This window comes from Pseudomonas sp. UBA2684 (assembly GCA_002354655.1).
Classification (GTDB): domain Bacteria; phylum Pseudomonadota; class Gammaproteobacteria; order Pseudomonadales; family Pseudomonadaceae; genus Aquipseudomonas.
The window spans coordinates 230,825-255,297 of sequence record DELY01000050.1 but is presented as its reverse complement, the minus strand read 5'-3'; the positions used below and the strand labels follow the sequence as shown (position 1 = coordinate 255,297).

23 protein-coding genes and 1 pseudogene are annotated in these 24,473 nt (G+C 63.5%); 21 read left to right on the top strand and 3 right to left on the bottom strand.

All coding sequences use genetic code 11. The features are described from left to right. The 16 genes and pseudogenes from B3M58_RS18880 to B3M58_RS18805 all read left to right on the top strand — a co-directional run. Positions 1-111: pseudogene (locus tag B3M58_RS18880) on the top strand (4-hydroxy-2-oxovalerate aldolase); the annotation flags it as partial. After that, a complete protein-coding gene (gene dmpH / locus B3M58_RS18875; RefSeq protein WP_296221436.1) occupies positions 111-905 on the top strand; it encodes a 2-oxo-3-hexenedioate decarboxylase in 795 nt (264 codons plus the stop codon). The pseudogene B3M58_RS18880 and the gene dmpH, both read left to right, overlap by 1 nt. After that, positions 877-1,125: a tautomerase family protein gene (locus tag B3M58_RS18870; RefSeq protein ID WP_268939194.1), complete on the top strand. Its 249-nt coding sequence runs from the start codon at positions 877-879 to the stop codon at positions 1,123-1,125. The genes dmpH and B3M58_RS18870 overlap by 29 nt, the downstream gene beginning before the upstream one ends. Beyond that, positions 1,122-1,952 carry an alpha/beta fold hydrolase gene (locus B3M58_RS18865; RefSeq protein ID WP_296221433.1) on the top strand — a complete coding sequence of 277 codons (831 nt, stop codon included), beginning with the start codon at positions 1,122-1,124 and terminating at the stop codon, positions 1,950-1,952. The genes B3M58_RS18870 and B3M58_RS18865 overlap by 4 nt, the downstream gene beginning before the upstream one ends. A gap of 74 nt (positions 1,953-2,026) precedes the next feature. Continuing rightward, entirely contained in the window at positions 2,027-3,328 is a 1,302-nt protein-coding gene (locus B3M58_RS18860) for an aromatic ring-hydroxylating oxygenase subunit alpha (RefSeq protein ID WP_266207182.1), read from the top strand. 34 nt (positions 3,329-3,362) lie between these two features. After that, positions 3,363-3,893 (top strand): aromatic-ring-hydroxylating dioxygenase subunit beta, encoded by a 531-nt coding sequence (locus B3M58_RS18855; protein ID WP_003463149.1) that lies wholly within the window; start codon positions 3,363-3,365, stop codon positions 3,891-3,893. A gap of 249 nt (positions 3,894-4,142) precedes the next feature. Then, positions 4,143-5,192: a TAXI family TRAP transporter solute-binding subunit gene (locus tag B3M58_RS18850; protein WP_296221430.1), complete on the top strand. Its 1,050-nt coding sequence runs from the start codon at positions 4,143-4,145 to the stop codon at positions 5,190-5,192. A gap of 187 nt (positions 5,193-5,379) precedes the next feature. Then, entirely contained in the window at positions 5,380-6,738 is a 1,359-nt protein-coding gene (locus B3M58_RS18845) for an OprO/OprP family phosphate-selective porin (protein ID WP_296221428.1), read from the top strand. A 125-nt stretch (positions 6,739-6,863) separates the two neighbouring features. After that, positions 6,864-8,834, top strand: coding sequence for a TRAP transporter permease (locus B3M58_RS18840; RefSeq protein ID WP_296221427.1), 1,971 nt, complete (start codon positions 6,864-6,866; stop codon positions 8,832-8,834). A gap of 4 nt (positions 8,835-8,838) precedes the next feature. Then, positions 8,839-9,696: a VOC family protein gene (locus B3M58_RS18835; protein ID WP_296221425.1), complete on the top strand. Its 858-nt coding sequence runs from the start codon at positions 8,839-8,841 to the stop codon at positions 9,694-9,696. 54 nt (positions 9,697-9,750) lie between these two features. Further along, positions 9,751-10,560: a 1,6-dihydroxycyclohexa-2,4-diene-1-carboxylate dehydrogenase gene (locus tag B3M58_RS18830; RefSeq protein ID WP_003463094.1), complete on the top strand. Its 810-nt coding sequence runs from the start codon at positions 9,751-9,753 to the stop codon at positions 10,558-10,560. A gap of 183 nt (positions 10,561-10,743) precedes the next feature. After that, positions 10,744-11,646, top strand: a complete 903-nt coding sequence (locus B3M58_RS18825) for a DMT family transporter (protein WP_266207177.1) — start codon at positions 10,744-10,746, stop codon at positions 11,644-11,646. Between the two features lie 20 nt (positions 11,647-11,666). Beyond that, positions 11,667-12,017, top strand: a complete 351-nt coding sequence (locus B3M58_RS18820; protein ID WP_120248768.1) for a non-heme iron oxygenase ferredoxin subunit — start codon at positions 11,667-11,669, stop codon at positions 12,015-12,017. A 17-nt stretch (positions 12,018-12,034) separates the two neighbouring features. Then, positions 12,035-13,018: an amidohydrolase family protein gene (locus B3M58_RS18815; protein WP_266207176.1), complete on the top strand. Its 984-nt coding sequence runs from the start codon at positions 12,035-12,037 to the stop codon at positions 13,016-13,018. A 36-nt stretch (positions 13,019-13,054) separates the two neighbouring features. Then, complete coding sequence (locus B3M58_RS18810; RefSeq protein ID WP_296221418.1) at positions 13,055-14,071, top strand: 2Fe-2S iron-sulfur cluster-binding protein; 1,017 nt, start codon at positions 13,055-13,057, stop codon at positions 14,069-14,071. A 41-nt stretch (positions 14,072-14,112) separates the two neighbouring features. Continuing rightward, positions 14,113-14,691, top strand: a complete 579-nt coding sequence (locus B3M58_RS18805) for an NUDIX hydrolase (protein ID WP_296221416.1) — start codon at positions 14,113-14,115, stop codon at positions 14,689-14,691. A 22-nt stretch (positions 14,692-14,713) separates the two neighbouring features. On the opposite strand, the gene B3M58_RS18800 is transcribed toward B3M58_RS18805, so the two are convergent. The 3 genes from B3M58_RS18800 to B3M58_RS18790 all read right to left on the bottom strand — a co-directional run bounded on the left by B3M58_RS18800 (position 14,714) and on the right by B3M58_RS18790 (position 19,296). Next, the gene (locus B3M58_RS18800) at positions 14,714-15,475 is read right to left on the bottom strand and encodes an IclR family transcriptional regulator (protein WP_280075991.1); all 762 of its coding nucleotides are present in this window, start codon (positions 15,473-15,475) and stop codon (positions 14,714-14,716) included. A 290-nt stretch (positions 15,476-15,765) separates the two neighbouring features. Further along, the gene (locus B3M58_RS18795; RefSeq protein WP_027590725.1) at positions 15,766-18,732 is read right to left on the bottom strand and encodes a Tn3-like element TnAs1 family transposase; all 2,967 of its coding nucleotides are present in this window, start codon (positions 18,730-18,732) and stop codon (positions 15,766-15,768) included. 3 nt (positions 18,733-18,735) lie between these two features. Further along, positions 18,736-19,296, bottom strand: a complete 561-nt coding sequence (locus B3M58_RS18790) for a recombinase family protein (protein WP_015648284.1) — start codon at positions 19,294-19,296, stop codon at positions 18,736-18,738. A gap of 277 nt (positions 19,297-19,573) precedes the next feature. Here B3M58_RS18790 and B3M58_RS18785 point away from each other — a divergent pair, with 277 nt between their 5' ends. The 5 genes from B3M58_RS18785 to B3M58_RS18765 are packed head-to-tail and all read left to right on the top strand — an operon-like array spanning position 19,574 to position 24,081. Continuing rightward, complete coding sequence (locus tag B3M58_RS18785; RefSeq protein ID WP_126152496.1) at positions 19,574-20,518, top strand: chromate resistance protein ChrB domain-containing protein; 945 nt, start codon at positions 19,574-19,576, stop codon at positions 20,516-20,518. A 53-nt stretch (positions 20,519-20,571) separates the two neighbouring features. Beyond that, complete coding sequence (gene chrA / locus B3M58_RS18780) at positions 20,572-21,747, top strand: chromate resistance efflux protein ChrA (protein WP_126152497.1); 1,176 nt, start codon at positions 20,572-20,574, stop codon at positions 21,745-21,747. 59 nt (positions 21,748-21,806) lie between these two features. Continuing rightward, positions 21,807-22,400 (top strand): superoxide dismutase, encoded by a 594-nt coding sequence (locus B3M58_RS18775; RefSeq protein WP_023443146.1) that lies wholly within the window; start codon positions 21,807-21,809, stop codon positions 22,398-22,400. 2 nt (positions 22,401-22,402) lie between these two features. After that, a complete protein-coding gene (locus tag B3M58_RS18770; protein WP_003155013.1) occupies positions 22,403-22,867 on the top strand; it encodes a chromate resistance protein ChrB domain-containing protein in 465 nt (154 codons plus the stop codon). Further along, complete coding sequence (locus tag B3M58_RS18765; protein ID WP_126152498.1) at positions 22,867-24,081, top strand: MFS transporter; 1,215 nt, start codon at positions 22,867-22,869, stop codon at positions 24,079-24,081. Before B3M58_RS18770 ends, B3M58_RS18765 begins: the two co-directional genes overlap by 1 nt. Positions 24,082-24,473: the final 392 nt, after the last annotated feature.

The window sequence follows — 24,473 nt, the reverse complement described above, 5'->3', positions numbered from 1 at the left end:
GCCGTGGACATCCTCGTCGAACTGGGCAAACGGCGCATGGTCGGTGGCCAGGAAGACATGATCGTCGACGTCGCCCTCGACCTATTGGCCGCCCGTAAGGAGCGCAACTGATGAACCGTACCCTGACCCGCGAACAGGTGCTGGCCCTGGCCGAGCACATCGAAAACGCCGAGCTGCATGTGCATGACATCAGCAAGGTGACCAACGATTACCCGGACATGACCTTCGCCGACGCCTACGACGTGCAGTGGGAAATCCGCCGGCGCAAGGAGGCCCGCGGCAACAAGATCGTCGGCCTGAAGATGGGCCTGACCTCCTGGGCGAAGATGGCGCAGATGGGCGTGGAAACGCCGATCTACGGCTTCCTCGCCGACTACTTCAGCGTCGCCGACGGCGGCGTGGTGGATTGCGCCAAACTGATCCACCCGAAGATCGAGGCGGAGATCAGCTTCGTCACCAAGGCGCCGCTGCACGGCCCGGGCTGCCATATCGGCCAGGTGCTGGCGGCCACCGACTTCGTCGTGCCGACGGTGGAAGTGATCGACTCGCGCTACGAGAACTTCAAGTTTGACCTGATCAGCGTGGTCGCCGACAACGCCTCCTCGACCCGTTTCATTACCGGCGGGCAAATGGCCAATGTCGCCGACGTGGACCTGCGCACCCTCGGCGTGGTGATGGAGAAGAACGGCGAAGTGGTGGAGCTCGGTGCCGGTGCCGCAGTGCTTGGCCATCCTGCTTCCAGCGTGGCGATGCTGGCCAACCTGCTGGCCGAACGCGGCGAGCATATCCCGGCGGGCAGTTTCATCATGACCGGCGGCATCACCGCGGCGGTGCCGGTGGCGCCGGGCGACAACATTACCGTGCGTTACCAGGGCCTTGGCTCGGTCAGCGCGCGTTTCATCTGATTCGAAGAGAGGGCCGACCATGCCGCTGTTGCAGGTAACGATTGTCGAAGGCCGCTCGGCCGAACTGAAAGAACGCCTGATCCACGATCTCACGGCGACTGTCGTCGAGACGTTGGTGGTGAAGCCCGAAGCCGTTCGGGTGCTGCTCCAGGAACTGCCCAAGACCCATTGGGGCACGGCAGGACAATCAATGGCACAACGCGATAAGGATAAGAAATGAGCGTGGAGAATCCGGAAATCGGCCTGCGTATCGACGCGGGCGGCATCGACACCAACTACCACGATGCCGGCCAGGGCAGCGCTACGCCGTTGCTGCTGCTGCACGGCTCCGGGCCCGGCGTTACCGCCTGGGCCAACTGGCGGCTGAATATCCCGCTGCTGGCCGAGGGCCGCCGCGTGGTCGCGCCGGACATGGTCGGCTTCGGCTACACCGAGCGCCCCGAGGGCATCCGCTACAACCTGGACACTTGGGTCAAGCACGCCATCGACTTCCTCGACGCTCTCGGCATCGAGCAGGCCGATGTGGTCGGCAATTCCTACGGCGGCGCCCTGGCGCTGGCCATGGCGATTCGTCATCCGCAGCGCGTGCGGCGCCTGGTGCTGATGGGCGCCGCCGGTGTCGACTTCGAGCTGACCCAGGGCCTGGACGATGTCTGGGGCTACGCGCCGTCGGTCGAAGGCATGCGCCACCTGATGGACAGCTTCGCCTACAACAAGGCGCTGATCAGCGACGAACTGGCTGAGCTGCGTTATCGCGCCAGCATCCGCCCCGGCTACCAGGAGGCGTTCGCGCAGATGTTCCCGGCCCCGCGCCAGCGCTGGGTCGATGCCCTGGCGAGCGCGGAGGCCGACATCCGCGCGCTGGACAAGGAGACCCTGATCATCCATGGCCGCGAAGACCGCATCGTGCCGCCGGTGACCTCGAAGACGCTGTTCGAGCTGATTGAGCATGCGCAATTGCACATGTTCGGCCGCTGCGGGCACTGGACGCAGATCGAGCACGCTGCGCGCTTCAACAAGCTGGTGACGGATTTCCTCAACGAATAGCGCCACGCGGCACCGCCGCTGGAACCCACGCCGCAGCGACGGCGGCTAAGACCTGTAGTGATGAGGCCATAACAATGACAACGTTGATTGCATCCAGTCGTGACTATGGCGCGTTGGTCAAAGAAGACCGCGTGCATAGCTCCATCTTTACCGATGAGCAGATTTTCCAGGACGAGATGGAACGTATCTTCCATCGCACCTGGCTGTTCGCCCTGCATGAGAGCGAGATTCCCAAATTCGGCGATTTCAAGCGCATCCAGTTGGGCCGTTTTCCGGTCATCGCCACGCGTGACGAAAACGGCGAGGTGCAACTGCTGATCAACCGCTGCCGCCACCGTGGCGCCCAGGTCTGCGAAGCACCACGCGGCAACGCCAAACGCTTCCAATGCTGGTACCACGGCTGGACCTACGACACCAAGGGCAACCTGGTCGGGGTCACCGGGCCAGAAGCCTACGACAAGAATTTCTCCAGCGAACAGCATGCCTTGCCCAAGGTGCCGCGTGTCGGCAGCTACCGCGGCTTCGTCTTCGCCAGCCTGGCCGAGGAAGGCATGAGCTTCGACGACTACCTGGGCTCGACCAAGCAGTTCTTCGACATCATGATCGACTCTTCGCCGGTCGGCGAAATCGAGATAAAGCCGGGTGTGGTCAACAAGACCATGTACCGCGGCAACTGGAAACAGATCGGCATGGACGGCTACCACCCGCACTACGTGCACATGTCGGTGTTCAAGATCTTCAGCAAGCGCGAAAGCACCATTGGCTCCGCCGTGGGCGCGTTGCACCTGGAAGACCCCTTTGCCGACGTCTCGCAGAGCCGTACCCGCGGCTTCGCCAATGGCCACGCCTGCCTGGATTTTCGCGAGCAGCGCCGTTCCCATGCGGCGATGGCGATCGACGATCTGCAGCGCAGCGAAGATGGCCGTCAGTACGTGGCGGACATGGTGGCCAATTACGGCCAGGAGCACGCCGAGGAATTGCTGGCCTGGCACGGCGACCCGCATCTGGGGTTGTTCCCCAACCTGCAACTGATTCATGACCATGTGCGCGTTGTGATTCCGATCAGCCCGGGCGAAACCGAAGTGTTGATGTATCCGGTGTTTCTCAAGGGCGTGGGGCCGAGCATCAACGAGAAGCGCCTGCGCGCCCACGAGGCCTTCTATGGCCCGGCCGCCGCCGGTTCGCCGGACGATGCCGAGATTTTCGAACGTACCCAGCGCGGCTTGCTGGCCGATTCCGAGCCCTGGGTGCTGCTGGCCCGCGGCCTGAACCGCGAGCAAGTCGACGAGGACGGCAGCGTAACGGCCTGTATCAGCGACGAGACCACCCAACGGGCGCAAATGCAGGAATGGAAGCGCCTGATGACCGCTCGCTGAGGCGGCCGGTTACATCCGAAGCGGAGAGAAATCGATGGCGAAGCAAATTGTAAACGCGGCCCCGGCGGCCTTGGTCGGCGGCATCCTGGACATCGAGACGCAACTGCGCCTCGAACGCTTTCTGGCCTATGAAGCAGCCTTGATGGACGAACACGAGTACGACCGCTGGATGGCCCTGTGGTCCGGTGACGACATCCTCTATTGGGTGCCGTGCAACGACGACGATCAGGACCCGAGCACCGGCATCGCGATCATCTACGACAATCGCGCGAACTTGAGCGAACGCATGATGCGCTTGAAGGACAAGACCGCCCACGCCTATCGGCCGCAGGCCAAGCTGGTCCGCACCATCTCCGGCGTGGTGCCGCTCAGGAGCGAGGGCGACGAGTTGGAGGTCGCCTCCAGTTTCGTGCTCGGCGAGATTCGCGTCGGCGTGCAGAACATCTGGTTCGGCAAGTGTGTGTATCGGCTGCAGAGCACCCCCGAGGGGTTCCGCATCCGCAGCAAGAAAGTGATGTTGCTGAACAACGACGAGGCAATGCCGAACCTGACCTTCCTGGTCTGATCGGCGGTTGGGCAGCGCCGGCATCGACGTGTCGGCGAGCTTGTCAGCGACCCCTGAGGAGGCAGAGTGCAAGCAGCATGGAAGTTCTGGAGCACTCAAAGCTCCGCGGCAGATGGAGTTGCTGGCGCTGAGTTCGGGATCACCGGACTCGGCACTACTGAATAAGGCAGGACACCTTATCCAGGGCTTTAGCTGCAAGAAACACGACGATTTTTAACCATAAGTACAAGAACAATTGGAGATTTAGTCATGTTGAATGCCTTGGTGCAGCTCGGCTGCACATTCAATCGCAGAATACTGGGAACTGCGCTGCTGGCCATTGCGGCCAACGCCACCATGGCCGTCGCGGCCACGCCCCAGGTCAAGGAAGGGCCGGTCAACGTCACCATCGCAGGTTATTCCTCGGGTGGTCAGGTGTCGGTCTTTGGCGAAGGGGTAATCGACGCGGTACGTCGCAACTATCCCAACTCCAGCATCATCTATGAGCCGGGCAATCCGGCCGGCGGCCTCGAATACCTGCGTACCGGGCGTCGCCCGTTCGCCCTCGAGAGCATCGTCGAACCGCGCATGGCCTATGAAGGTCGCGCGCCGTTCCGCGAGGCTTATCCCGAGGGCAGCATCACCGGTGTGCTGAATGGCGCGCCGGACGTGTTCGCGCTCAAGGTCTATGCGCGCAAGCAGTTTCTCGATCAGCACGGCATCACCAGCTTCGATGACCTGATCAAGAAAGAAATCCCCATGCGCTTGTCGGTGAACCAGCCAGGCAACCTCTGGGCCCGCGAGCATGTCCGGACGCTGCTGTCCTATTACGGCAAGACCATGAAGGACATCGAAAGCTGGGGCGGCACCCTGGTGCCGCAACCCACCGGCGCGTCCAACGACCTGATGCGCGACAGCCGCCTCGACGTGATCATAACCGGCGGCGCCACGCCGGCGGGGGCCATCGTCGAACTGGGCAGTGTGCAGGACATCGCCTTCATTCCACTTTCCAAGGAACTCGCCGAGTACGTGGCCAAGGAGCTGGGTGTGAAGGTCGGCGTCATTCCCGGCGGTGCCTACACCTTCCAGAAGGAAGACCTGTACGTGCCCTTCACCAGCTTCATCATCGTCGCCGGTCCAGAGGCGACCTTCGACGACGCTTACAAGCTGACCAAGTCCATGTACGAACAAATGGAGCGCTACCGCTCCCTGCACCCGGCGCTGTCACTGGCCAGTCGCGAGCGTCTGCCAGATGTCGGCAGCCTGAAGCTGCATCCCGGCGCGGAGGCGTTCTACCGCGAAGTCGGTTTGATCGAGTAACCGCTGCACTGCGGAGCGTCCGCCACCGTCGCACGTTCCACGGTGCCCAGTAGATCCCGTACCGCCAGCGCCACCCTGAAGCCGTGAAGTAACGACCCTGGGCGCTGGCGAACCACGGGACGGGCAGCGCATGCGCTGAATGTTAAGAAGCTTTCTTAATAATAAAGATAAAAAAAGGTGAGTGGTCATGAAAAACTATGAAATCAACGAATGCTCCGGCGTTGCTAAGCTGACGGCATTCGCCCTGGGTGGCCTGCTGCTGACCGCCAATATCCAGGCGGCACACGCGGCCGAAGAGGACCTGGCTGAACGTGTGCGGGCCCTAGAGGAAGCGCTGGCCGCCGTCAAAGCCGAGGCGCAAGCCGCTCAGGCCAGCAAGCGCGCCGGCAACATCGTCACGGTCCAGGAGCGCGGCGGCCGCATGCAACTCGCCACCGAGGACGGCAATTTCACCTTCCGTATCGGTGGCCGCCTGCTGATGGACACCTCCTGGTACGACACCGACCTGTCGCCAATGGGCAGCGGCACCAAGTTCCGCCAGGCCCGCCTGGAAGCCAGCGGGACCCTCTACAAGGACTGGTCGTATGTGTTTCAGTACGATTTCACTGGCAGCGGTGAGAGCGGCATCAAGGATGCCTATCTGGGCTACCACGGCTTCAAACCGGCTGATAACCAGCTCAGCCTGTACTTGGGCAACCAGTTTCAGCCGTTCGGTTTCCAGGGCCAGCAGAGCCCGAAATACACGATGTTCATGGAGCAGCCCACTTCCAGCCTGCTGCTCGGCGCGGGTGAGCGGCGTCTGGGCGGGCGCAGCGATCTGATCGGTTCGAACTGGCGCTGGAGCTTCGGCGCGGCCCAGGCGGTGTTGGGCACCCGTGCCTCGGAAGCCAACCGCAACGACCCGGTCGATCTGGCCACCCAGTTCACCTTCAACCCGATTCAGGAAAGGGGGCACGTGCTGAACCTTGGCGCGTCGTTGCGCCACCAGTCCTCCAATGGTTCCGACGCCCACCGTCAGCGTACGCGTCCGCAAACCCACATCAGCTCGTTCCGTCCTGTGGACACCGGCAATTTCACCTCCGACGGCTTTATCGGTGCGGGTGTGCAGGCGATCTATCAACGCGGTCCGTTCGAGTTGGAATCCGAGTACTTCCAGCAGAAGTACGATCAGGTCCAGGGCGGCCTCGCTGACGGCGAGAAGCCGGAGTTCACCGGTGGTTACGTGCAGGCCGGTTACTTCCTCACCGGCGAGTCGCGTGCCTACGATGCCGGCCGCGGGCTCTTCGCCGCGCCCACGCCGGCACGTAGCCTGAGCCAGGGCGGCATTGGTGCATGGCAACTGGCGGGCGGTTACAGCACCGTCGATCTCACCGACGGTAGCATCGATGGCGGCAAGATCGACATGCTGATGCTGGGCGTCAACTGGTATCCGGAGCAGCGGCTGCGCTTCAGTCTGGAATACGGAAATGTACTTAAGGTCGATGGCGGACCGAACAATGGCGACGAACCCAGCTTTGTGCAGGCTCGCGCGCAGGTCGAGTGGTAATCGCTGGTTACCGTTAACGCTGGGGTGGCCCGCCAATGGGTGGCCCACTCCGGGATATATTCCCGCGACCGCAATCAGCCACTACGTCAGTTGGTTGCACTGGCACCAGTAAGTAGAGGTACCTCATGCACTACATAAAAAGATCATTCTGGCTGCTGTTCCAGATGGGTAACAAGTTGCCCTTGGATCGTAATAAATATGCCTTTTTTGCCTTGTTGGCGGTGCCCCTGACAATTTTCGAGGTCTGGTATGCGCTTGCCGGCGAGTTCGGCCGGCTGGAGCTGGCTATTGTTTTCGTTGTGCCCATGTATGTGATCTCGTTTCTGGCGATCAGCTACGCGCCGGACGTTCATCGCAGCACCCTTGGCGATTACATCCTGTCCGGCTTGAGCCTGATCGGGGGGCTCTATCTGATTTCGCAGATGAGCCGTTATCACGACTGGATCAGCGGGCTGAGCGAGTTCCTGCCTCTTGATCTGGCCGTGGCGGGGCTGTATCTGTTCCTCACTCTGGAGTTGCTGCGTCGCTGTGTCGGTCCAGGCATTTCCGTGGTGGTTTGGCTGGTAATCTCCTACTGCCTGTTCGGCAATTACCTGCCGGGGTTCTTCGGCCATCGTGGTCTGGAGTGGGATTACCTGCTCGAGGGCCTGATGGTCTCGCCACAGGACGGTGGTCTGTTCTCGGCGCCGGTTCAGGTGGCGGCGGTCTATGCTTTCCTGTTCGTCACTTTCGGTAAGCTTCTCGAGAAGAGTGGCGGCGGCGAGTTCTTCTTCAATCTGGCCGCGTTGATCGCCGGGCGTTCTGCTGGTGGTTCGGCCAAGGTCGCGGTCACCTCCAGCGGCCTGTTCGGCATGATCTCCGGCAGCCCGGCCGCCGATGTGATGACCACCGGGCCGATCACCATCCCGATGATGAAACGTTCGGGCTTCACCGGGCGCTATGCCGCCGCGGTGGAGGCGGTCGCCGCGACCGGTGGTGCCCTGCTGCCGCCGGTGATGGGCGCGGTGGTGTTCCTCATGGTGGAATTTACCGGAATCGCCTACGGCGAGATCTGTGCGGCCATCCTGGCCTCAGCGTTGCTCTACTACGCAGCCATCTACACCCAGGTGCATTGCTACTCGTGCCGCCGCGACGTCGGCACGATCGACAGCAGCTTGGTGCCGACGCTGTGGACAGTGGTCCGTACCGGTTGGGTCTTCGTGGTGCCGATGAGCATCCTTGTCTACTACATGCTCGACGGGCATACCCCGGCGCTGGCGGCGACGGCGGGCCTGTTGGCGGTGATCGTGGCGAGCTGGACCACGGCCAAGACGCGCATCAATCCGCGCCGCTTCATCGAGGCCTGCATCGAGGTCTGCACCGCCCTGGCGCCGCTGATCGCCGCGGTGGCGGGTGCCGGTATCCTGCTGTTGGGCCTGAACATCACTGGCCTGGCGTCAAAACTGGCCGCGCTGATCTTCGGCATCGCCCAGATCAACCTGTTCATCGCCCTGTTGCTGGCGGCAGTGGTGACCATCGTTTGTGGGCTGGGCATGCCGGTCGTGGCGGTGTACTCGCTGGTGGCGGTGATGGTGGCGCCGGCGTTGGTCGAAGCGGGCCTGACCGTGATGCAGGCTCACCTGTTCCTGATCTTCTATGCGGTGGCCTCGTATATCACGCCCCCGGTCGCGGTGTCGGCGTATGTCGCCAGTACCATCGCCGACGAGCGCCCGATGGCGGTTTCCATGACCGCGGTGAAGGTCGGCATGGTGGCGTTCCTGCTGCCCTTCGCCTTCGTCTACAACCCCGGTCTGCTGCTGATCGGCGGCTGGGAGACGGCGCTGTTCGACATTACCAAGGTAACCGTGGGCGTGCTGATTATCGCCTCCGCGGTTGAGGGCTGGTACCACGGCATGCTGAATCGCTGGGTCCGCGTCGCCATGATCGCTGCTGGGCTGCTGTCGATGTCGGCCTGGGACATGGTCGGTGTGACGGGGCTGCTTATCGTCGGCGGTTATCTGTTGTCCAGGCGTTTCTTTCCGCAGTTGCACCAACGCGTGAGTGCGACACGTGGTGGGTTGGCCAAGACACCGATGAATACTACGAGTGGAGACTAAAGCCATGATCAATCTGCACGATATCTGCTACCTGCGCCTTGGTTGCCATGACCTCGATGAAATGGTGCGTTTCGCCACCGGCATACTTGGCCTGGAGTTACGCGAAAGAACCGCGACCCACGCCTACCTGCGTGGCGACAGCAGCGCCTTCAACCTCTGCTACATCCAGGGCGATGCGTCTTATGACGTTTCGGCGTTCGAACTGCGCCACCTGGCGGAGCTGAAGATGGCCGAGAGCGAGCTGGCCACACAAGGTATCGAGGTCAACTGGGGTACTCCGGCCGAATGCGAAGAGCGCCGGGTCGAGGCCTTCGTTGCCTTTACCGATCCCAACGACAACCGCATCGAGCTGGTCTATCGGCCACACCAGACCGGCGTGCGCTACTTTCCCGCGCGCGATGCCGGGATCACCGAGTTCGGTCATTTCGGTCTGCACAGCCGCAATATCGAGCGCGACCTGCTTTTCTGGACCTCGGTGCTCAGCGCCCGGGTCAGCGACAGGATCGGCGATGGTGCGCTGCTGCGCATCGACGAGGTGCACCACAAGATCGCTTTGTTCCCCTCGGACAAGATCGGCGTGCAGCACGTGAACTTCCAGGTCGCGAGCATCGATGACGTGATGCGCTCCTGGTACTTCCTGCAGGAGCGTGGTGTGCCCATCGCCTTCGGGCCGGGCCGGCACCCGACCTCGACGGCGATGTTCATCTACTTCCTCGGCCCGGACGGGCGCGTCTACGAATATTCCTCGGGTGTGAAGCGAATCACCGACGATGCCTCGTACACGCCGCGCCAGTTCGAGATGAAGCCGTCTTCGTTCTGTATGTGGGGCGCCAAGCCCAACGTCGAGGAATTCAGCGAATAAACGGTTTGGCCGCGTAGCGGGCCGATCACGATCGAGTTGCAAACGGATGGGATTATGAGCGAACAAGGTTGCAGACGATTTTTAGGAAAGGTTGCCCTGGTGACGGGCGCAGGGCAGGGCATCGGGCTGGCGACGGCGTGGCGTCTGGCCCGCGAGGGAGCGCAGGTGGTGCTAGCGGACAAGTCCGCCGCGCCGACCCATGAGGCCGCCGAGGCCATGCGTGCGGAGGGCCTGGAGGTGGCGGTGGCGATCGCCGATCTGGCGACCTACGCCGGGGCGCAAAGCGTGATGGCCGAAACCGAGTCGGCCTTCGGGCGTATCGACGTGCTGGTCAACAACGTCGGCGGGACCATCTGGAAGAAGCCGTTCTGGCATTACAGCGAAGACGAGATCAAGGCCGAGGTCGAGCGCTCCTTCTGGCCGCCCCTGTGGTGCTGCCGTGCGGTGGTGCCGTACATGCAGGCGCGGGGCGGCGCCATAGTCAACGTCGGCTCCAACGCGACCATGGGGATTTTCCGCATTCCCTATTCCGCGTCGAAAGGCGGCGTGGTCGGGCTGACCACGGCGCTGGCGGTCGAGCTGGCGGACTTCAATATCCGCGTCAACTGCGTCGCACCGGGCAACACGGCGGTCAAGGAACGGCCGACGCCGCGCCTGGAACGCGAGTTGAGCGACCAGGAAAAGCAGTGGAACCAGCAGTTCTACGATTACGTCACCAAGGAGGGGTTGTTCGATCGACCCGCTTCCATCGAGGAGCAGGCCGCGGTGATCGTTTTCCTGGCCTCCGACGATGCTTCTTATATGACCGGCGAAATCCTGGATACCGGCAAGCGGGGCATGCGTATCTCGTCCGTGGCGCGCTGACAGTCATCGTTGCGATTGCAGGTACGGCGTTTCACGCCGTGCCCGGGCCTGATCGTGTTCAGCATGGGCCTGGCTGCCTGGGTTGTGCCGTTAAGTCGGTGGCTTGGCGAGCAAGGCCGTGGCCATAACGCAGAACCCTATCGGATAACCGAGTGCCGCCGCATGTACAGGAGTGAATGAAGTATGACCGATGTGTCTGGAGCGCTGCCTATTGGCATGGCCTTGCTTTCGGCTTTGATGTTTGCGCTCACCTTCGTTTTTGTGCGGGTCGGGGTAAAGAGCGCGTCGACGACGACTGCGTTGTGGCTGACGTTATTTGTCAACGTGGTTTTTCTCTGGGGCTGGAGCCTGCTGGTCTACGGCTGGCAGTTCGAGCAATGGTGGGAGTGGCGCTACTTCTTCCTCTCCGGGGTGTTCGCGCCTTTGCTGGGCCGGCTCTTTCAATTCCAGGGAATGGCCAAACTCGGAGCGAATATCACCACACCGCTGACCTTGACCCATCCGGTGATCTCCGTGGTGCTGGCGATTCTGTTCCTCGGCGAAGAGGTGACCAACCTGGGCTTGCTGGGCGCCTTGATGGTGGTGCTGGGCAGCGTGGTGGTCGGTGCGCAGGGCGGGCAGAACCCGACCCGCAGTCTGCAGAACGTGTCGCGTATCTATCTGCTGCTGCCGCTGGTGGCTTCGTTGTCCTACGGTATATCCATCGTTTTTCGCAAGATCGGGATCGACATCGGTTCGGATGCGGTGACCGCGGCGGCGGTCACCTGCACCTCTTCCTGGTTCTTCTCCACGCTGTACGTGCTGTTCACCGGTGCGGTTGGCGAAATCCGCTGCAGTCGGCGCGAGCTCGGTTTCTTCGTGCTCGCCGGGATCTTTTCCAGTCTCGGGCCGGTGCTGCTGTATGCGGCGCTGCAATTCGAGGGCCTGGTGGTCATCGCACCGCTGGCCGCCACCACGCCACTGTTCGTCCTGCTGGTGTCGTACGTGTTCATCCGCGCGGACGAAATCTTCACGCCTCAAGTCGTCGCCGGAACCGTCGCCACCGTTGCGGGGGTGATTCTGGTGACGACCTATGGGCTGGCATAAGTTCTGAGAAAGGAGCCGCTATGGACCTTGTAATCAATATGTCCCACTTCTACGTCTGCGACGCGGATGTGTTGGGCAATAGCGAAATCCATCAGGTGACCCCGCCCGGTCTCGGCCCGGTGGCTGTGTACCGGGTCGCCGATGCGTTCTACGCCACCGACGACATCTGCTCCCACGGCCAGGCGCTGCTTTCCGAAGGCGAAGTCGATGAGGACTGCGTGGTGGAATGCCCCTGGCATGGCGGCACCTTCGATGTGCGCACCGGCGAGGCGCTGTCGTTTCCCTGCGTGCTGCCCATCAAGGTGTATCCGGTCACGGTCGAAAGCGGCAAGGTCTATCTCGACCTCTCCGCCGGCGCAATCAAGGCCTAGGCCGCGAGGAGAAACACATGATCGATATGCACACCCATGTTGTCCCGGCCGATTTTCCCGCCTACCCGGGCCGGGAAAAAAACCATGGCTGGCCCTGCATGCACTGCGGCGAGGGCCATCACCGCACGGTGATGATCGGCGACAAGCCGTTCCGCGAAGTATCCGCCAACGCCTGGGACAGCAACCGGCGCCTGGAGGAAATGGCCGCCGAGGGCGTCGAGCGCCAGGTACTGTCGCCGATGCCGGAGCTGCTGTCCTACTGGTTCGGCCTCGACGATGCCCTGGCCTTCGGCCGCTATATCAACGGCACCATCGCCGAGATGGTCGCCGCAGCTCCACAGCGTTTCTACGGCCTGGGCATGGTGCCGCTGCAGGACCCGGAACGGGCCGCGCGCGAAGTGCGCAGCCTCAAGCACGAATACGCTCTGGTCGGGGTCGAGGTGGGCTCGAACATCAACGGCATCGCCATGGGTGACCGCCGTTTCGATCCGTTCTTCGCCGCCCTGCAGGAAGAGGACATGTGCCTGTTCGTGCATGCCCTGCACCCGACCAAGGAGCGGCTCTACGGGCCACCGTTGATCGAAGCGCTGGTCGGCTTCCCCAACGAGAACGGCTTGGGCATCGCCGCCTTCATTGCCAACGGCGTGCTCGACCGCTTCCCGCGCCTGCGCATTGCCTTCAGCCATGGCGGCGGCTCCTTCCCGATGATCCTGCCGCGCCTGCAGCACGGCTGGGAAATCAGCAAGCCGCTGCGCGAGGCGATCCCCTCTTCGCCGCAGGAAGTGGCGCGGCAGTTCTGGTACGACACCCTAGTCTACAGCGAGCCGGCGCTGACCTACCTGATGCAGGTCTACGGCACGAGCCAGTTGATGATTGGCACCGACTATCCCTTCGTCATTCGTGACAGTCATCCCGGCCGTCGGCTGGAGGGGCTGGGGCTCAGCGCGGCCGACCGCGAAGCCTTGCAGACGACCAACTGTCTGCGTTTTCTGGGCCTGTAACGCGGCGTTCAACCCATAAATCCAAGAGAGGCCGTTATGCCTATCGTACAGATCCACAACAGCGACGCGTCTTTCGAACAAACCGAGACGCATGACTCTATTTTGCGTGCCGGGCTCGCGGCCGGACTCGGCCTTTCCTATGAGTGCAACTCGGGTGGTTGCGGCAGTTGCAAATTCGAACTGATTGAGGGCGAGGTCGAGGAGCTCTGGCCGGATGCGCCGGGACTGACCGCCCGCGATCTGAAGAAGGGACGCAAGCTGGCTTGCCAGTGCCGCGCGAAAAGTGATCTGGTGATCAGCATGCGCACCGACGAAAGCTTCCGCCCGAGCATACTGCCGCAGCGCTTCCAGGCCACTCTGGAAAGCCGCCGCGAATTGACCCCGGATATCACCGAGTTCCGCTTCCACGGCCCCGCCCCCGCGCGTTTCCTGCCGGGGCAGTACGCCATGCTCAGCCTCGGCGATGCTCCTCCCGGTCCGCGGGCCTACTCGATGAGCAACCTCGCCAATGCCGAGGGCATATGGGAGTTCTGGATCCGCAAGAAGCCCGGTGGGCGGGTAACCGAGCCGCTGTTCACCATGCTCGCGCCGGGCGACCAGGTCACGCTGCAAGGGCCTTACGGCTTGGCTTTCCTGCAAACCGCGGTGCCGCGTGATGTGCTCTGCATCGCCGGCGGCTCGGGTATCTCGCCTGTGTTGTCGATCGCCCGCGGCATGCTCAGCGATCCGGCGATGGCCGGGCGCAAACTGCACTTCTTCTTCGGTGGCCGCACGCCCGCCGATATCTGCGGCCTGGCTGAGCTGCAAGCTCTGCCCGGCTTTACCGAGCGGGTCCGCTTCCATGCCGCCATCTCCGAGCCCACGCCCGGCGATGGCTGGGAGGGGGCGGTAGGCTTTATCCACGAAGTATTGGAGCAGGCTTTGGCAGGTACGTTGGCCGACTACGAATGCTATCTGGCAGGGCCTCCGCCCATGGTGCAGGCAACCACCAAAATGCTGCTGCTCGACCAGGGCGTGCCGGCCGAACAGGTGCATTTCGACCGCTTCTTCTAGGGGGCGTTGGCGTTTCTTTGCGGCTGCGGAGGAGGTACGACATGCACGCGATAACGGCACAAGCGCTGCAGCGTCTAGCTCAACTGAGCGGCGAGGCGCCGCACTTGGATGCCGGGCCGGAGAAGGTGGCGGCAGTGCTGATTGCGCTGCTCGCCGCCGAGCCCGAGTGCCCGGTGGTATTCACCCGACGGGCCAACGGCATGCGCCGGCATGCGGGGGAAATCAGCTTGCCGGGTGGCCTTCTCGAAGCGGTGGACCAGGGGGCGGTGATACGCGCCGCGTTGCGTGAGGCGCAAGAGGAAGTCGGCTTGCCACCAGCGGCAGTGCAGGTACCGCTGGTGCTACCGCTCTGCCGCAACAGCCGTGGCGTCGTGATCTATCCCGTGGTGGGCATCGTCACGCGTCCGCTGCGCTGGCGACTGCAGGCCAAGGAGGTGGCCGAGGTGATCGAAGTGCCCTTGAGCCATTTTCTCCAGGCCGACCATTATCGCCAGGAGCGCAGGATCTACGACGGCGAGGAAAAACACAGTCTGGTGCTGGATTGCGGCACCGAGCAGATATGGGGGCTGACGGCGCGCATCATGAACAACCTGCGGCTACACCTGCATCCCGACGATTAGGGGAGTCATGATCGATGCCGTCTCAGGGCCGGGCGGCCAGCTTCTCGCCAATCAGCAAGGCCTGTTCGCGTAATGCCTGGGCAACTTCCTCGACCTTCGCCTGGTCCAGGCGGGTGGTTGGCGCCGACAGGGAAATCGCTGCTTTGAGCTGGTTGCTGCGCCCGATGATCGGCACCGCCACGCAGCGCAAGCCTATCTCCACTTCTTCATCGTCGATCGCATAGCCTCGCTCTCGGGTCAGTTGCAACTTCTCGAGCAGCGCGGCCGGCTCGGTGGTCGTCTTTTCCGTGAATGGCTGGAAGGATTGGCGGGCGATGCAGCGCTGCAACTCGGCTTCGTCAAGCGTCGACATCAGGGCCTGGCCCAGTCCCGTGCAATAGGCCGGCAAGCGCTTGCCGATGTGCGTGATCAGCGTGAGGCTGCGCGAGACCTCGCCCTTAGCCACATAGCAAACCATGTCGTTGTCGAGGATAGCGGCATGGATGGTCTCGCCGAAGCGCTCGGCCAGGCTTTCGACATGGGGCATGGAGATGCTGTTCATCACATCGATGATCGACACCTTTCCGCCGAGATCGGCCAGCAACAACCCCAGTTCGAAGGATCCATTCGGCGTCTTCACTACTGCCCCCACCGATTGCAGGGTGATCAGGAAGCGATGGGCGGTGGCGACATTCATATCGAGGCGCCGGGTAAGTTGCGAGAGGCTTAGTTTTTCCCCGGCATACTCGAAGGCATTCAGCATTCGAAACGCTTTTATGACGGATAAATTAACTGGCGTGGCCATGGATTACCTGAGGCTAGTTTCGATGTTTGCTTAGCCAATTTGGGTGGCAGGATTGGCGTCTTAAATTATAACGACCTGCCGTGCGTCGATGGGAGTCAGACCCTACTGATTGCTTGGCTTGCCTGTCCCGGGTTGAGTGGACACTGACTTAAGGTTGACAAAGTGATTGTCACGATTGGGCTCGCTCAGAAGGGCGTGATCCGGGCCCAGTTGCGCCGCCAAGACTGGCCAATTGGCAAGTAGTCATCGTCCTGCTTGGGGAGCCCGCAGAATTCGGAAAAAATCGTACGCTAAGGTTTTCCGGGCATTCGTAGCGGGCGGAACTTACCGTCTTCCAGCCTGCGGCTCTGCCGCCAGACGTAATCGCCAGTCAGGTTGATGTGCTCCCAGCCCAGCGGCGACAGGTATTGCAGCAGCTCGCCGTCTACCGGCTTGCCCGTGTCGCCCATCGCCTGGGTGGCGCGCTCCAGGTACACCGTGTTCCACAGCACGATGGCCGCCGTCACCAGGTTGAGGCCGCTGGCCCGATAGCGCTGCTGCTCGAAGCTCCGATCCCTGATCTCACCGAGGCGGTTGAAGAACACCGCCCTGGCCAGGGAGTTGCGCGCTTCCCCCTTGTTCAATCCGGCATGCACGCGGCGGCGCAGCTCGACGCTCTGCAACCAGTCGAGGATGAACAGCGTGCGCTCGATCCGGCCCAGCTCGCGCAGGGCCACGGCCAGGCCGTTCTGGCGCGGATAGCTGCCGAGCTTGCGCAGCATCAGCGAGGCGGTGACCGTGCCCTGCTTGATCGAGCTGGCCAGGCGCAGGATGTCGTCCCAATGGGCGCGGACGTGCTTGATGTTCAGGGTGCCGCCGATCAGCGGGCGCAGCGTCGGGTAGGCCTGCACGACCTGCGGCACGTACAGTTTGGTTTCGCCGAGGTCGCGGATGCGTGGCGCGAAGCGGAAGCCCAGCAGGTGCATCAGGGCAAAGACGTGATCGGTGAAGCCGGCCGTGTCGGTGTAGTGCTCCTCGATCCGTAGATCGGACTCGTGGTACAGCAAGCCGTCGAGCACATAGGTGGAATCGCGCACGCCGACATTCACCACGCGGGTGCTGAACGGCGCGTACTGGTCGGAGATGTGGGTGTAGAACAGCCGTCCCGGCTCGCTGCCGTACTTCGGGTTGACGTGCCCGGTGCTTTCGCCCCGGCCGCCTGCGCGGAAGCGCTGGCCATCGGAGGATGAGGTGGTGCCGTCGCCCCAGTGGGCGGCGAAGGCATGGTGGTACTGGTGGTTGACCAGCTCGGCCAGGGCCGCCGAGTAGGTTTCGTCGCGGATGTGCCAGGCTTGCAGCCAGGACAGCTTGGCGTAGGTCAGGCCGGGGCTCGACTCGGCCATCTTGGTCAGCCCGAGGTTGATCGCATCACCGAGGATTGCGGACAGCAGCAACGTCCGGTCTTTGGTCTCGGCACCGTCCTTCAGGTGGGTGAAGTGGCGGCTGAAGCCCGTCCAGTCGTCCACGTCCATCAGCAGTTCGGTGATCTTGATGCGCGGCAGCAACTGGCTGGTCTGGTCGATCAGCGCCTGCGCCCGATCCGGCACCGCAGAATCCAGTGGGGTGATCTTCAGCCCGGACTCGGTGAGGATGGCATCGGGCAACTCGTTGTCCTTGGCCAGGCGGGTGACGATGGCCAACTGCTCGTCCAGCAGCTGTAAACGCTCTTCCAGGTACTGGTCGCTGTTCGGGTTGATCGCCAGGGGCAGGGCCTGCTCGTGCTTGAGCGCGGCGAACTTCTCTGCCGGCAGCAGATAGTCGTCGAAGTCGCGGAACTGCCGCGAGCCTTTGACCCAGATGTCGCCGGAGCGCAGGGCATTTTTCAGTTCGGACAGGGCGCAGATTTCGTAGAAGCGCCGGTCGAGGCCTTCCGGGGTGATCACCAGCGGCTTCCAGCGCGGCTTGATGAAGTCTGTGAGCGCATCGGCCGGCACCTTGCGCAAGTTGTCGGCGTTCATCTCGCGCAGGGTCTGCACGGCTGCCAGCACGCCTTGCGCGGCCGGTGCGGCGCGCAGTTCCAGTACCTCCAGCAGGGCCGGCGTGTAGCGGCGCAGGGTGGCGAAGTTCTCGCCGACCAGGTGCAGATGATCGAAGCCCTCCGGCCGGGCCAGCAGCTCGGCCTCGCTGACGCTCTCGGTGAACTCATCCCAGGGAATCACCGCCTCGATGGCCGCGTAGGGATCGCTGCCGCTTTCCTTGGCTTCCAGCAGAGCCTGGCCGATTTTTGAGTACAGGCGCACCTTGTCGTTGATCGCCTTGCCCTGCTTCTGGAACTGCTGCTGATGCTTGTGCTTCGCGCTGCTGAACAGCTTGACCAGGATACGGTCATGCAAATCGACCAGTTCATCAATCACGGTCGCGGTGCTCTCCAGCACCACGGCGGCCAGGGTCGCGTAACGTCGCTGCGGCTCGAACTTGCCGAGGTCTTTGGGCGTCATCTGCCCACCCTCGCGGGCCAGCTTGAGCAGGCGGTTCTGGTGGATGTGCCGGCCCAGGCCTTCGGGCAAGTCCACCAGCTGAAATGTCTTCAGCCGCTCGATGTGTTCAAGCATGTGCCGGGAGTTGGGTTTCAGCGGTGCCTGTCGCAGCCAGGTCAACCAGGTGATGCTGCTGCCGGCCTTGAGCTTCAACAGCTCGTCCAGCTTGGCCCGATGCGAGTCCGTGAGTGGTTCGACCAGGGCGCGGTAGACCCGCCGATTGGCCCGCGCAATGGCCTCCGAGCAGGCCCGGTCGATCACGCTCAGCGCCGGCAGGATGCGCCGCTTCTGCCGCAGGCTCTCCAGCGCCTGACCGGCCAGCAGCAAGCTCTTGTCGGTTTGCTGGGCCAGCTCGGTCAATTCGCGCACCAGGACGCGGAAGTCCGACAGGCCGAATGGAGCCAGTTGCAGGTAGGTGCGCAGTTCCTGGGCGTGCTCGCGGCGAGTCACGTCCCGCTCGCCGTACTTCGCCCAGCTCGCCGGCTCGGCCTGAACCTGCTTGGCCACCCACAGGATGACCGGCTCGGGCAGCTCGCTGTCGGTGCCCAGCGCATAGCCGGGGTAGCGCAGCAGGCAGAGCTGCACCGCGAAGCCCAGGCGGTTGGCGTCGCCGCGCCGCTGACGGATCAGCGACAGGTCGGAATCGTTGAAGGTGTAGTAGCGGATCAGGTCATCCTGGCTTTCCGGCAACGCAAGCAGGGTGTCCCGCTCCGTGGCCGAGAGGATCAAGCGACGCGGCATGTATCAGTCGTCCGTGCGGAGGTACTGGTAGAGGGTTTCCCGGCTGATGTTGAACTCGCGGGCAAGCTGCGCCTTGGGCTCGCCGGCAGCCGCCCGCTGCCGCAGGGTAGCAGCCTGCTCGTCGGACAGGGCCTTCTTGCGGCCCCGGTACGCGCCGCGCTGCTTGGCCAGGGCGATGCCTTCGCGCTGCCGCTCACGGATCAGGGCGCGCTCGAACTCGGCGAAGGCCCCCATGACCGACAACATGAGGTTGGCCATCGGCGAGTCCTCGCCGGTGAACACCAGGCCTTCCTTCAAGAACTCGATGCGCACACCGCGCTTGGTCAGCTTCTGCACCAGGCGGCGCAAATCATCGAGGTTTCGTGCCAGGCGATCCATGCTGTGCACCACCACGGTATCGCCTTCGCGGACGAAACCGAGCATGGCCTCCAGCTGTGGACGCTGGGTGTCCTTGCCCGAGGCTTTGTCGGTGAACAGCTTGCCGATCTCGACCTGCTCAAGTTGGCGTTCCGGGTTCTGGTCGTAACTGCTGACCCGGACGTAACCGATGCGTTGTCCCTGCAAGATGCCTCCATGGGCTGGATGGGCGGCAGGGCTTACGTTGGTTTTTGGTTCCATTGCGCCCTAAGCCTTGAATTTGTCAGGCTGAAATCTGTGACCTTGGCAAGCAGGTGTCAAAGAATATGAAAGTAGACTCTATTCTGACGGTGCGGCGCGGCCTTTCCTGACATCCAGTTAGGGTATGCCTTAAATTGACGCTTCAGCACAAATTGAGTTTTAACTATAACGTGATGTAGAGTCTATTACATTCGCTATTCCTTGTTGACGAAGGAGCCCGTGCTTGAGCTTTCTTGCCCTATTCATCAGCCTGCCCACCAAGGCATCGACCGGCCGCATGCGCGCCTGGCGCTCCGTCAAGGCGCTGGGCTGCGCAACGCTGCGTGATGGGGTCTATCTGCTGCCCGACACGGCCGACAACGCCGCAGCGCTGGACGAAGTGGCGGCGCAGGCGGCGGAGGCCGGAGGCAGCGGCGAGGTCTATCGTCTGTCGGGGTGTGACGAAGCCCAGGAGGCTGCACTGCGCGCCCTGTTCGACCGTGGCGAGGAGTACGCCGGCATCGCCGAGGAGATCAAGGAGCTCGGACGGAGCCTGACATCCCTGGATGGCGCAGCCGCCGCACGCAAGCTCCAGGCGCTCGTGCGCCGCTTCGAGCAGGTGGCGCGCATCGACTTCTTCCCTGGCGAGGCGCAGCGCCAGACCTTGAAGCTGCTCGACGACCTGCGCGACGCGATCACCCGCCGCCTGTCTCCCGACGAGCCGACCGCCCGGGAGGCGGATGTTCCGCGGCTGGGCCGCTCCGACTATCAGGGCCGCACCTGGGCCACGCGGGCGCGCCCGTGGGTGGATCGGCTGGCCAGTGCCTGGCTGATCCGCCGGTTCATCGACCCGAGCGCTCGCATCGTCTGGCTGGCGAGCCCCTCCGACTGCAAAGCTGATTGGCTCGGCTTCGATTTCGACGGAGCGGCGTTCAGCCACGTCGGCACCAAGGTCACCTTCGAGACGCTGCTGGCGAGTTTCGGACTTGATTCCGCCCCTGCACTGGTACGTCTGGGCGAGCTCGTGCATTGCCTGGACGTGGGGGGACTCCCGGTCGCGGAAGCGCTGGGCATCGAAGCGCTGCTCGCCGGCCTGCGCGCATCCGAACCCGACGACGACGCGCTGCTTACCCGCGCGTGTGAAGTCTTTGACTGGCTACTCAAGAGTTACGAGGACAAAGCAACGTGAACGCCCCGACCAGACCTCAGACCGCTGCCACGACTGAAGCCGTCCCTCCAGCGATGAGCTACCTGCAGCTCTTCGCGCGCTTCCTCAAGTTCGGCTTGCTCGCATGGGGCGGGCCTGTGGCTCAGATCGGCATGTTGCGCCGCGAGCTCGTGGACGAGGAACGCTGGATCTCCAGCAGACGCTTCAACAAGCTGCTTGCGGTGATGCAGGTGCTGCCCGGACCCGAAGCGCACGAAATATGCGTTCATTTGGGCATCCGAGCGAAGGGGCGGCTTGGGGGCGTACTGGCGGGACTCGGGTTCATGCTTCCCGGATTCTTGCTGATGTTCGCGCTGTCCTGGCTGTACTTCCAGATCGAATTCGTGGGCACCTCGCTGGGCGCGGCGTTCCTTGGCGTGCAGGCGGCCGTGATCGCCCTGATCGTGCGCGCCGTGCACCGCATCGGCGAGCACATCCTGCTCGATCGCTGGTTGTGGGCCATTGCCATCGTTTGCGCGCTGGCCGCCATGGCTCGTGTCGACTTCTGGATCACCCTGCCGGCGAGCGGCCTGGTGTACGCCCTGCTCGTGCTGAAGCATCGAGTCTTGGCGCTGCTGGTGACACTGGGGGCGGTGGCGCTGGCCGCGGCCGTGGCTTTGTGGGCTGCGCCGGCGGCGAAGCTGGTGGAAACGGTCGTTCAAGGCCAGGCATCGGTGCTGCTCATCTTCGCCTCGGGCCTGAAGGCCGGCTTGCTCACCTTCGGCGGCGCCTACACGGCGATCCCGTTCGTTCGCAACGACGCCGTCGGGCGCGGGTGGATGACGGATGGGCAGTTCCTGGACGGCCTGGCACTGTCCGGTGTGCTGCCGGCACCCCTCATCATCTTCGCCACGTTCGTCGGCTATGTGGCAGGGGGGCCGATCGGGGCGGTGGCCATGACGGTGGGTGTCTTTCTTCCGGCCTTTGCGTTCTCGCTGATTTTCTACGACCGGCTGGAGGCGGTCGTGGAGAACAAACGGCTGCACGCGTTCCTGGACGGCGTCGCGGCCGGCGTAGTCGGCCTGATCGGCGCAACCACCCTCGACCTGGCGCAGGTCACGGCTGAACGTGTGCCATCGCTGACGATGGGCATGTCAATCTTCGCCGCAGGCTTGGCATTCCTTTATGCCTGGAAGAACAAGCTCAACGTCGTCGTCGTGATCCTCGCGGCGGGATTGGCGGGCTGGCTGGTGTTTCCGAACCAAGGCTGAATCTGATCGAGTCAGCCTTCGCCGCGCCGTTTCCGATCCACCCTACTGAGGAAGCCAAGATGCCTTACGAACTGAAGCCCCTTTCGTGCGATCCGGCCAAACTCACCGGCCTGTCCGAGAAGCTCATCGTCAGCCACTGGGAAAACAACTACGGCGGGGCGGTCAAGCGCCTCAATGCCATCGAGCAGCGCCTGGCCGAATTGACCTGGGCCAGCGCCCCGGTGTTCGAGATCAACGGCCTCAAGCGCGAGGAGATGATCGCCAGCGGTTCCATGATCCTGCATGAGGTGTACTTCGATTCCCTCGGCGGTACCGGCGGCGACCCTGGCGGAGCGTTGAAGCAGGCCATCAAGCGGGACTTCGGCTCCGTGGACGCGTGGCGCGCCGAATTCACGGCCATGGGCAAGGCCCAGGGCGGCGGCTCCGGCTGGACCCTGCTGGTATGGAGCCCGCGCCGCGGGCGCCTCGTGAACGCCTGGGCCGCCGACCACGCCCACAACCTCGCCGGCGCCACGCCGCTCATCGCCCTGGACATGTACGAGCACAGCTACCACATGGACTTCGGCGCCAAGGCCGGGGCCTATGTGGACGCCTTCATGCAGAACCTGTCCTGGACGGCTGCCGACGCTGCATTTGCCAAGGTGGAGGGCTGAGCATGAAATGGATCACCCGCGAACGGCCCAAGATCGACCGCATCGCCTGCCCCTGGCTGGTAGCGCGCTTCGTCGACGAGGCCCCCGAGTTCCTGTACGTGCCGGCAAGTGACGTCATGAGAGTCGCGGCCGACACCGGCGCGATCCCCTATGACGTGCCGAATGTAGAGCTCGGCCACCACAGCGACCGCTGCAGCTTCGATGCCTTCATCGAGAAGTACAAACTCGACGATCCGGCCTTGAACAAGCTGGCGCTCATCGTGCGGGCCGCCGACTGTGCCCAGCCGCAACTGGCGACCGAAGCGGCCGGCCTGCTCGCCATCTCGCAAGGGCTGTCGCTCAACTTCGCCGACGACCACGAGATGCTGAAGGCAGGCATGGTGATGTACGACGCGCTCTACGCCTGGTGCGCCCACTCAACCACGGGGCCGCTGAAGACGGTCGCCCGCCTGCCCGGCCTGAAGTGATGCTGCTGCCCGCCGGCGTCGCGCCCGAGGCACGCCTGCTGCTGATCGGCCGGGCCCTGCGGGCCTTCACCGACGGCTTTGTGGCCATTCTGCTGCCGGTCTATCTGCTCACGCTCGGGCTCGGCAAGTGGGAAGTCGGGCTGATCAGCTCCGCCACCCTGCTCGGATCGGCGCTGGCGACCCTGGCGGTCGGGCAATGGGGCCATCGCTTTCCGCAGCGCCGGCTGCTCCTCGCCGCCGCCTGGCTGATGGCCGCCACCGGTCTGCTGCTGGCCGGCCTGGGCGGCATCGGCGCCTTCTGGCCGCTGCTGATCGTCGCCTTCGTCGGCACGATGAACCCCAGCTCCGGCGACGTCAGCGTCTTTCTGCCGCTGGAGCATGCGCGGCTGGCCGAATCGGCACAAGGCGAGGCGCGCACCTTCCTGTTCGCGCGCTACACCTTCGTCGGCGCCTTGTGTGCCGCGACCGGTTCGCTGGCGACCGTGATCCCGCAAGTGCTGACTGATGCCGGCCTGGCCCAACTCGACGCGTTGCGCCTGATGTTCGTCGCCTACGGGCTGATCGGTGTCGCGATCTTCGTCCTGTATCGCGCCTTGCCGGACCACCGCGTGCACGAGCAGGCGGCGCCGTCCGCAGCACTGGGGCCTTCGCGCGGCATCGTGATCAAACTGGCGGCGCTGTTCTCGGTCGATGCCTTCGCCGGCGGGTTGATCGTCAATACCTTACTCGCGCTCTGGCTGTTCGAGCGTTTCGACCTCTCACTCGCCGCTGCCGGCCAGTTCTTCTTCTGGGCCGGACTGCTGTCGGCCGGCTCCCAGCTCGCCGCCCCCTGGGTGGCACGCCATATTGGTCTGATCAATACGATGGTGTTCACGCACATCCCGTCCAGCGTCTGTCTGATCCTCGCCGCCTTCGCCGATAGCCTGCCGGCGGCGCTCGCGCTGCTGTTCCTGCGCAGCGCCCTGTCGCAGATGGACGTGCCGACGCGCTCGGCCTTCGTCATGGCGGTGGTAACGCCGGCAGAGCGCGCCGCGGCGGCGAGCTTCACCGCCGCTCCCAGGAGCCTTGCCGCCGCAGCGAGCCCCGCCATTGGCGGCGCCCTGTTCGCCGCTGGCTGGCTGGCGGCGCCGCTGGTTGCCTGCGGCCTGCTCAAGATCGCCTATGACGTTGCACTTTGGCGCGCGTTTCGGAAGCACGAGAAACCCTCCTCTTGAGAGCGCTCGCGCGCAAGCAGATGGGGCGCCTTAGCGTACGATTTTTTCCGAATTCTGCGGGCTGCCCTGCTTGGCCTCGAACTCTCCGCGGCGCCGTTCGGCCTCGTCTGCCGTGGCAGACTGGTAAATCCTCCTCAGGTCAGCCGCCACCTTTACGCGACGCTTCCAGGACACGTAATGCAGGCTCACTTCCGGGTAGGAGCCTAGGCCCATCTCTCTGCGTTTGCCTGGCAGTTGAAAACGCAGTACTCACGATTTTCGACTAGCCGCTTTTACCACTAGTCGAAGTCCGTCTCCCTCTTCGTAGGTGCCAGGTTCTGCGAGGTTCTCGACCTGCTTTGGATTCAGCTTTCCCATTAGGTCACCGCCACATCGGTTCGCCTCTGTCCCCC

Excerpts from the sequence above, each read along its gene's own strand:
- dmpH (WP_296221436.1), top strand. The coding sequence starts at position 111 with ATGAACCGTACCCTGACCCGCGAACAGGTGCTGGCCCTGGCCGAGCAC.
- B3M58_RS18865 (WP_296221433.1), top strand. The coding sequence starts at position 1,122 with ATGAGCGTGGAGAATCCGGAAATCGGCCTGCGTATCGACGCGGGCGGC.
- B3M58_RS18860 (WP_266207182.1), top strand. The coding sequence starts at position 2,027 with ATGACAACGTTGATTGCATCCAGTCGTGACTATGGCGCGTTGGTCAAA.
- B3M58_RS18855 (WP_003463149.1), top strand. The coding sequence starts at position 3,363 with ATGGCGAAGCAAATTGTAAACGCGGCCCCGGCGGCCTTGGTCGGCGGC.
- B3M58_RS18850 (WP_296221430.1), top strand. The coding sequence starts at position 4,143 with ATGTTGAATGCCTTGGTGCAGCTCGGCTGCACATTCAATCGCAGAATA.
- B3M58_RS18845 (WP_296221428.1), top strand. The coding sequence starts at position 5,380 with ATGAAAAACTATGAAATCAACGAATGCTCCGGCGTTGCTAAGCTGACG.
- B3M58_RS18840 (WP_296221427.1), top strand. The coding sequence starts at position 6,864 with ATGCACTACATAAAAAGATCATTCTGGCTGCTGTTCCAGATGGGTAAC.
- B3M58_RS18835 (WP_296221425.1), top strand. The coding sequence starts at position 8,839 with ATGATCAATCTGCACGATATCTGCTACCTGCGCCTTGGTTGCCATGAC.
- B3M58_RS18830 (WP_003463094.1), top strand. The coding sequence starts at position 9,751 with ATGAGCGAACAAGGTTGCAGACGATTTTTAGGAAAGGTTGCCCTGGTG.
- B3M58_RS18825 (WP_266207177.1), top strand. The coding sequence starts at position 10,744 with ATGACCGATGTGTCTGGAGCGCTGCCTATTGGCATGGCCTTGCTTTCG.
- B3M58_RS18820 (WP_120248768.1), top strand. The coding sequence starts at position 11,667 with ATGGACCTTGTAATCAATATGTCCCACTTCTACGTCTGCGACGCGGAT.
- B3M58_RS18815 (WP_266207176.1), top strand. The coding sequence starts at position 12,035 with ATGATCGATATGCACACCCATGTTGTCCCGGCCGATTTTCCCGCCTAC.
- B3M58_RS18810 (WP_296221418.1), top strand. The coding sequence starts at position 13,055 with ATGCCTATCGTACAGATCCACAACAGCGACGCGTCTTTCGAACAAACC.
- B3M58_RS18805 (WP_296221416.1), top strand. The coding sequence starts at position 14,113 with ATGCACGCGATAACGGCACAAGCGCTGCAGCGTCTAGCTCAACTGAGC.
- B3M58_RS18800 (WP_280075991.1), bottom strand. The coding sequence starts at position 15,475 with ATGGCCACGCCAGTTAATTTATCCGTCATAAAAGCGTTTCGAATGCTG.
- B3M58_RS18795 (WP_027590725.1), bottom strand. The coding sequence starts at position 18,732 with ATGCCGCGTCGCTTGATCCTCTCGGCCACGGAGCGGGACACCCTGCTT.
- chrA (WP_126152497.1), top strand. The coding sequence starts at position 20,572 with ATGAGCTACCTGCAGCTCTTCGCGCGCTTCCTCAAGTTCGGCTTGCTC.
- B3M58_RS18775 (WP_023443146.1), top strand. The coding sequence starts at position 21,807 with ATGCCTTACGAACTGAAGCCCCTTTCGTGCGATCCGGCCAAACTCACC.
- B3M58_RS18770 (WP_003155013.1), top strand. The coding sequence starts at position 22,403 with ATGAAATGGATCACCCGCGAACGGCCCAAGATCGACCGCATCGCCTGC.
- B3M58_RS18765 (WP_126152498.1), top strand. The coding sequence starts at position 22,867 with ATGCTGCTGCCCGCCGGCGTCGCGCCCGAGGCACGCCTGCTGCTGATC.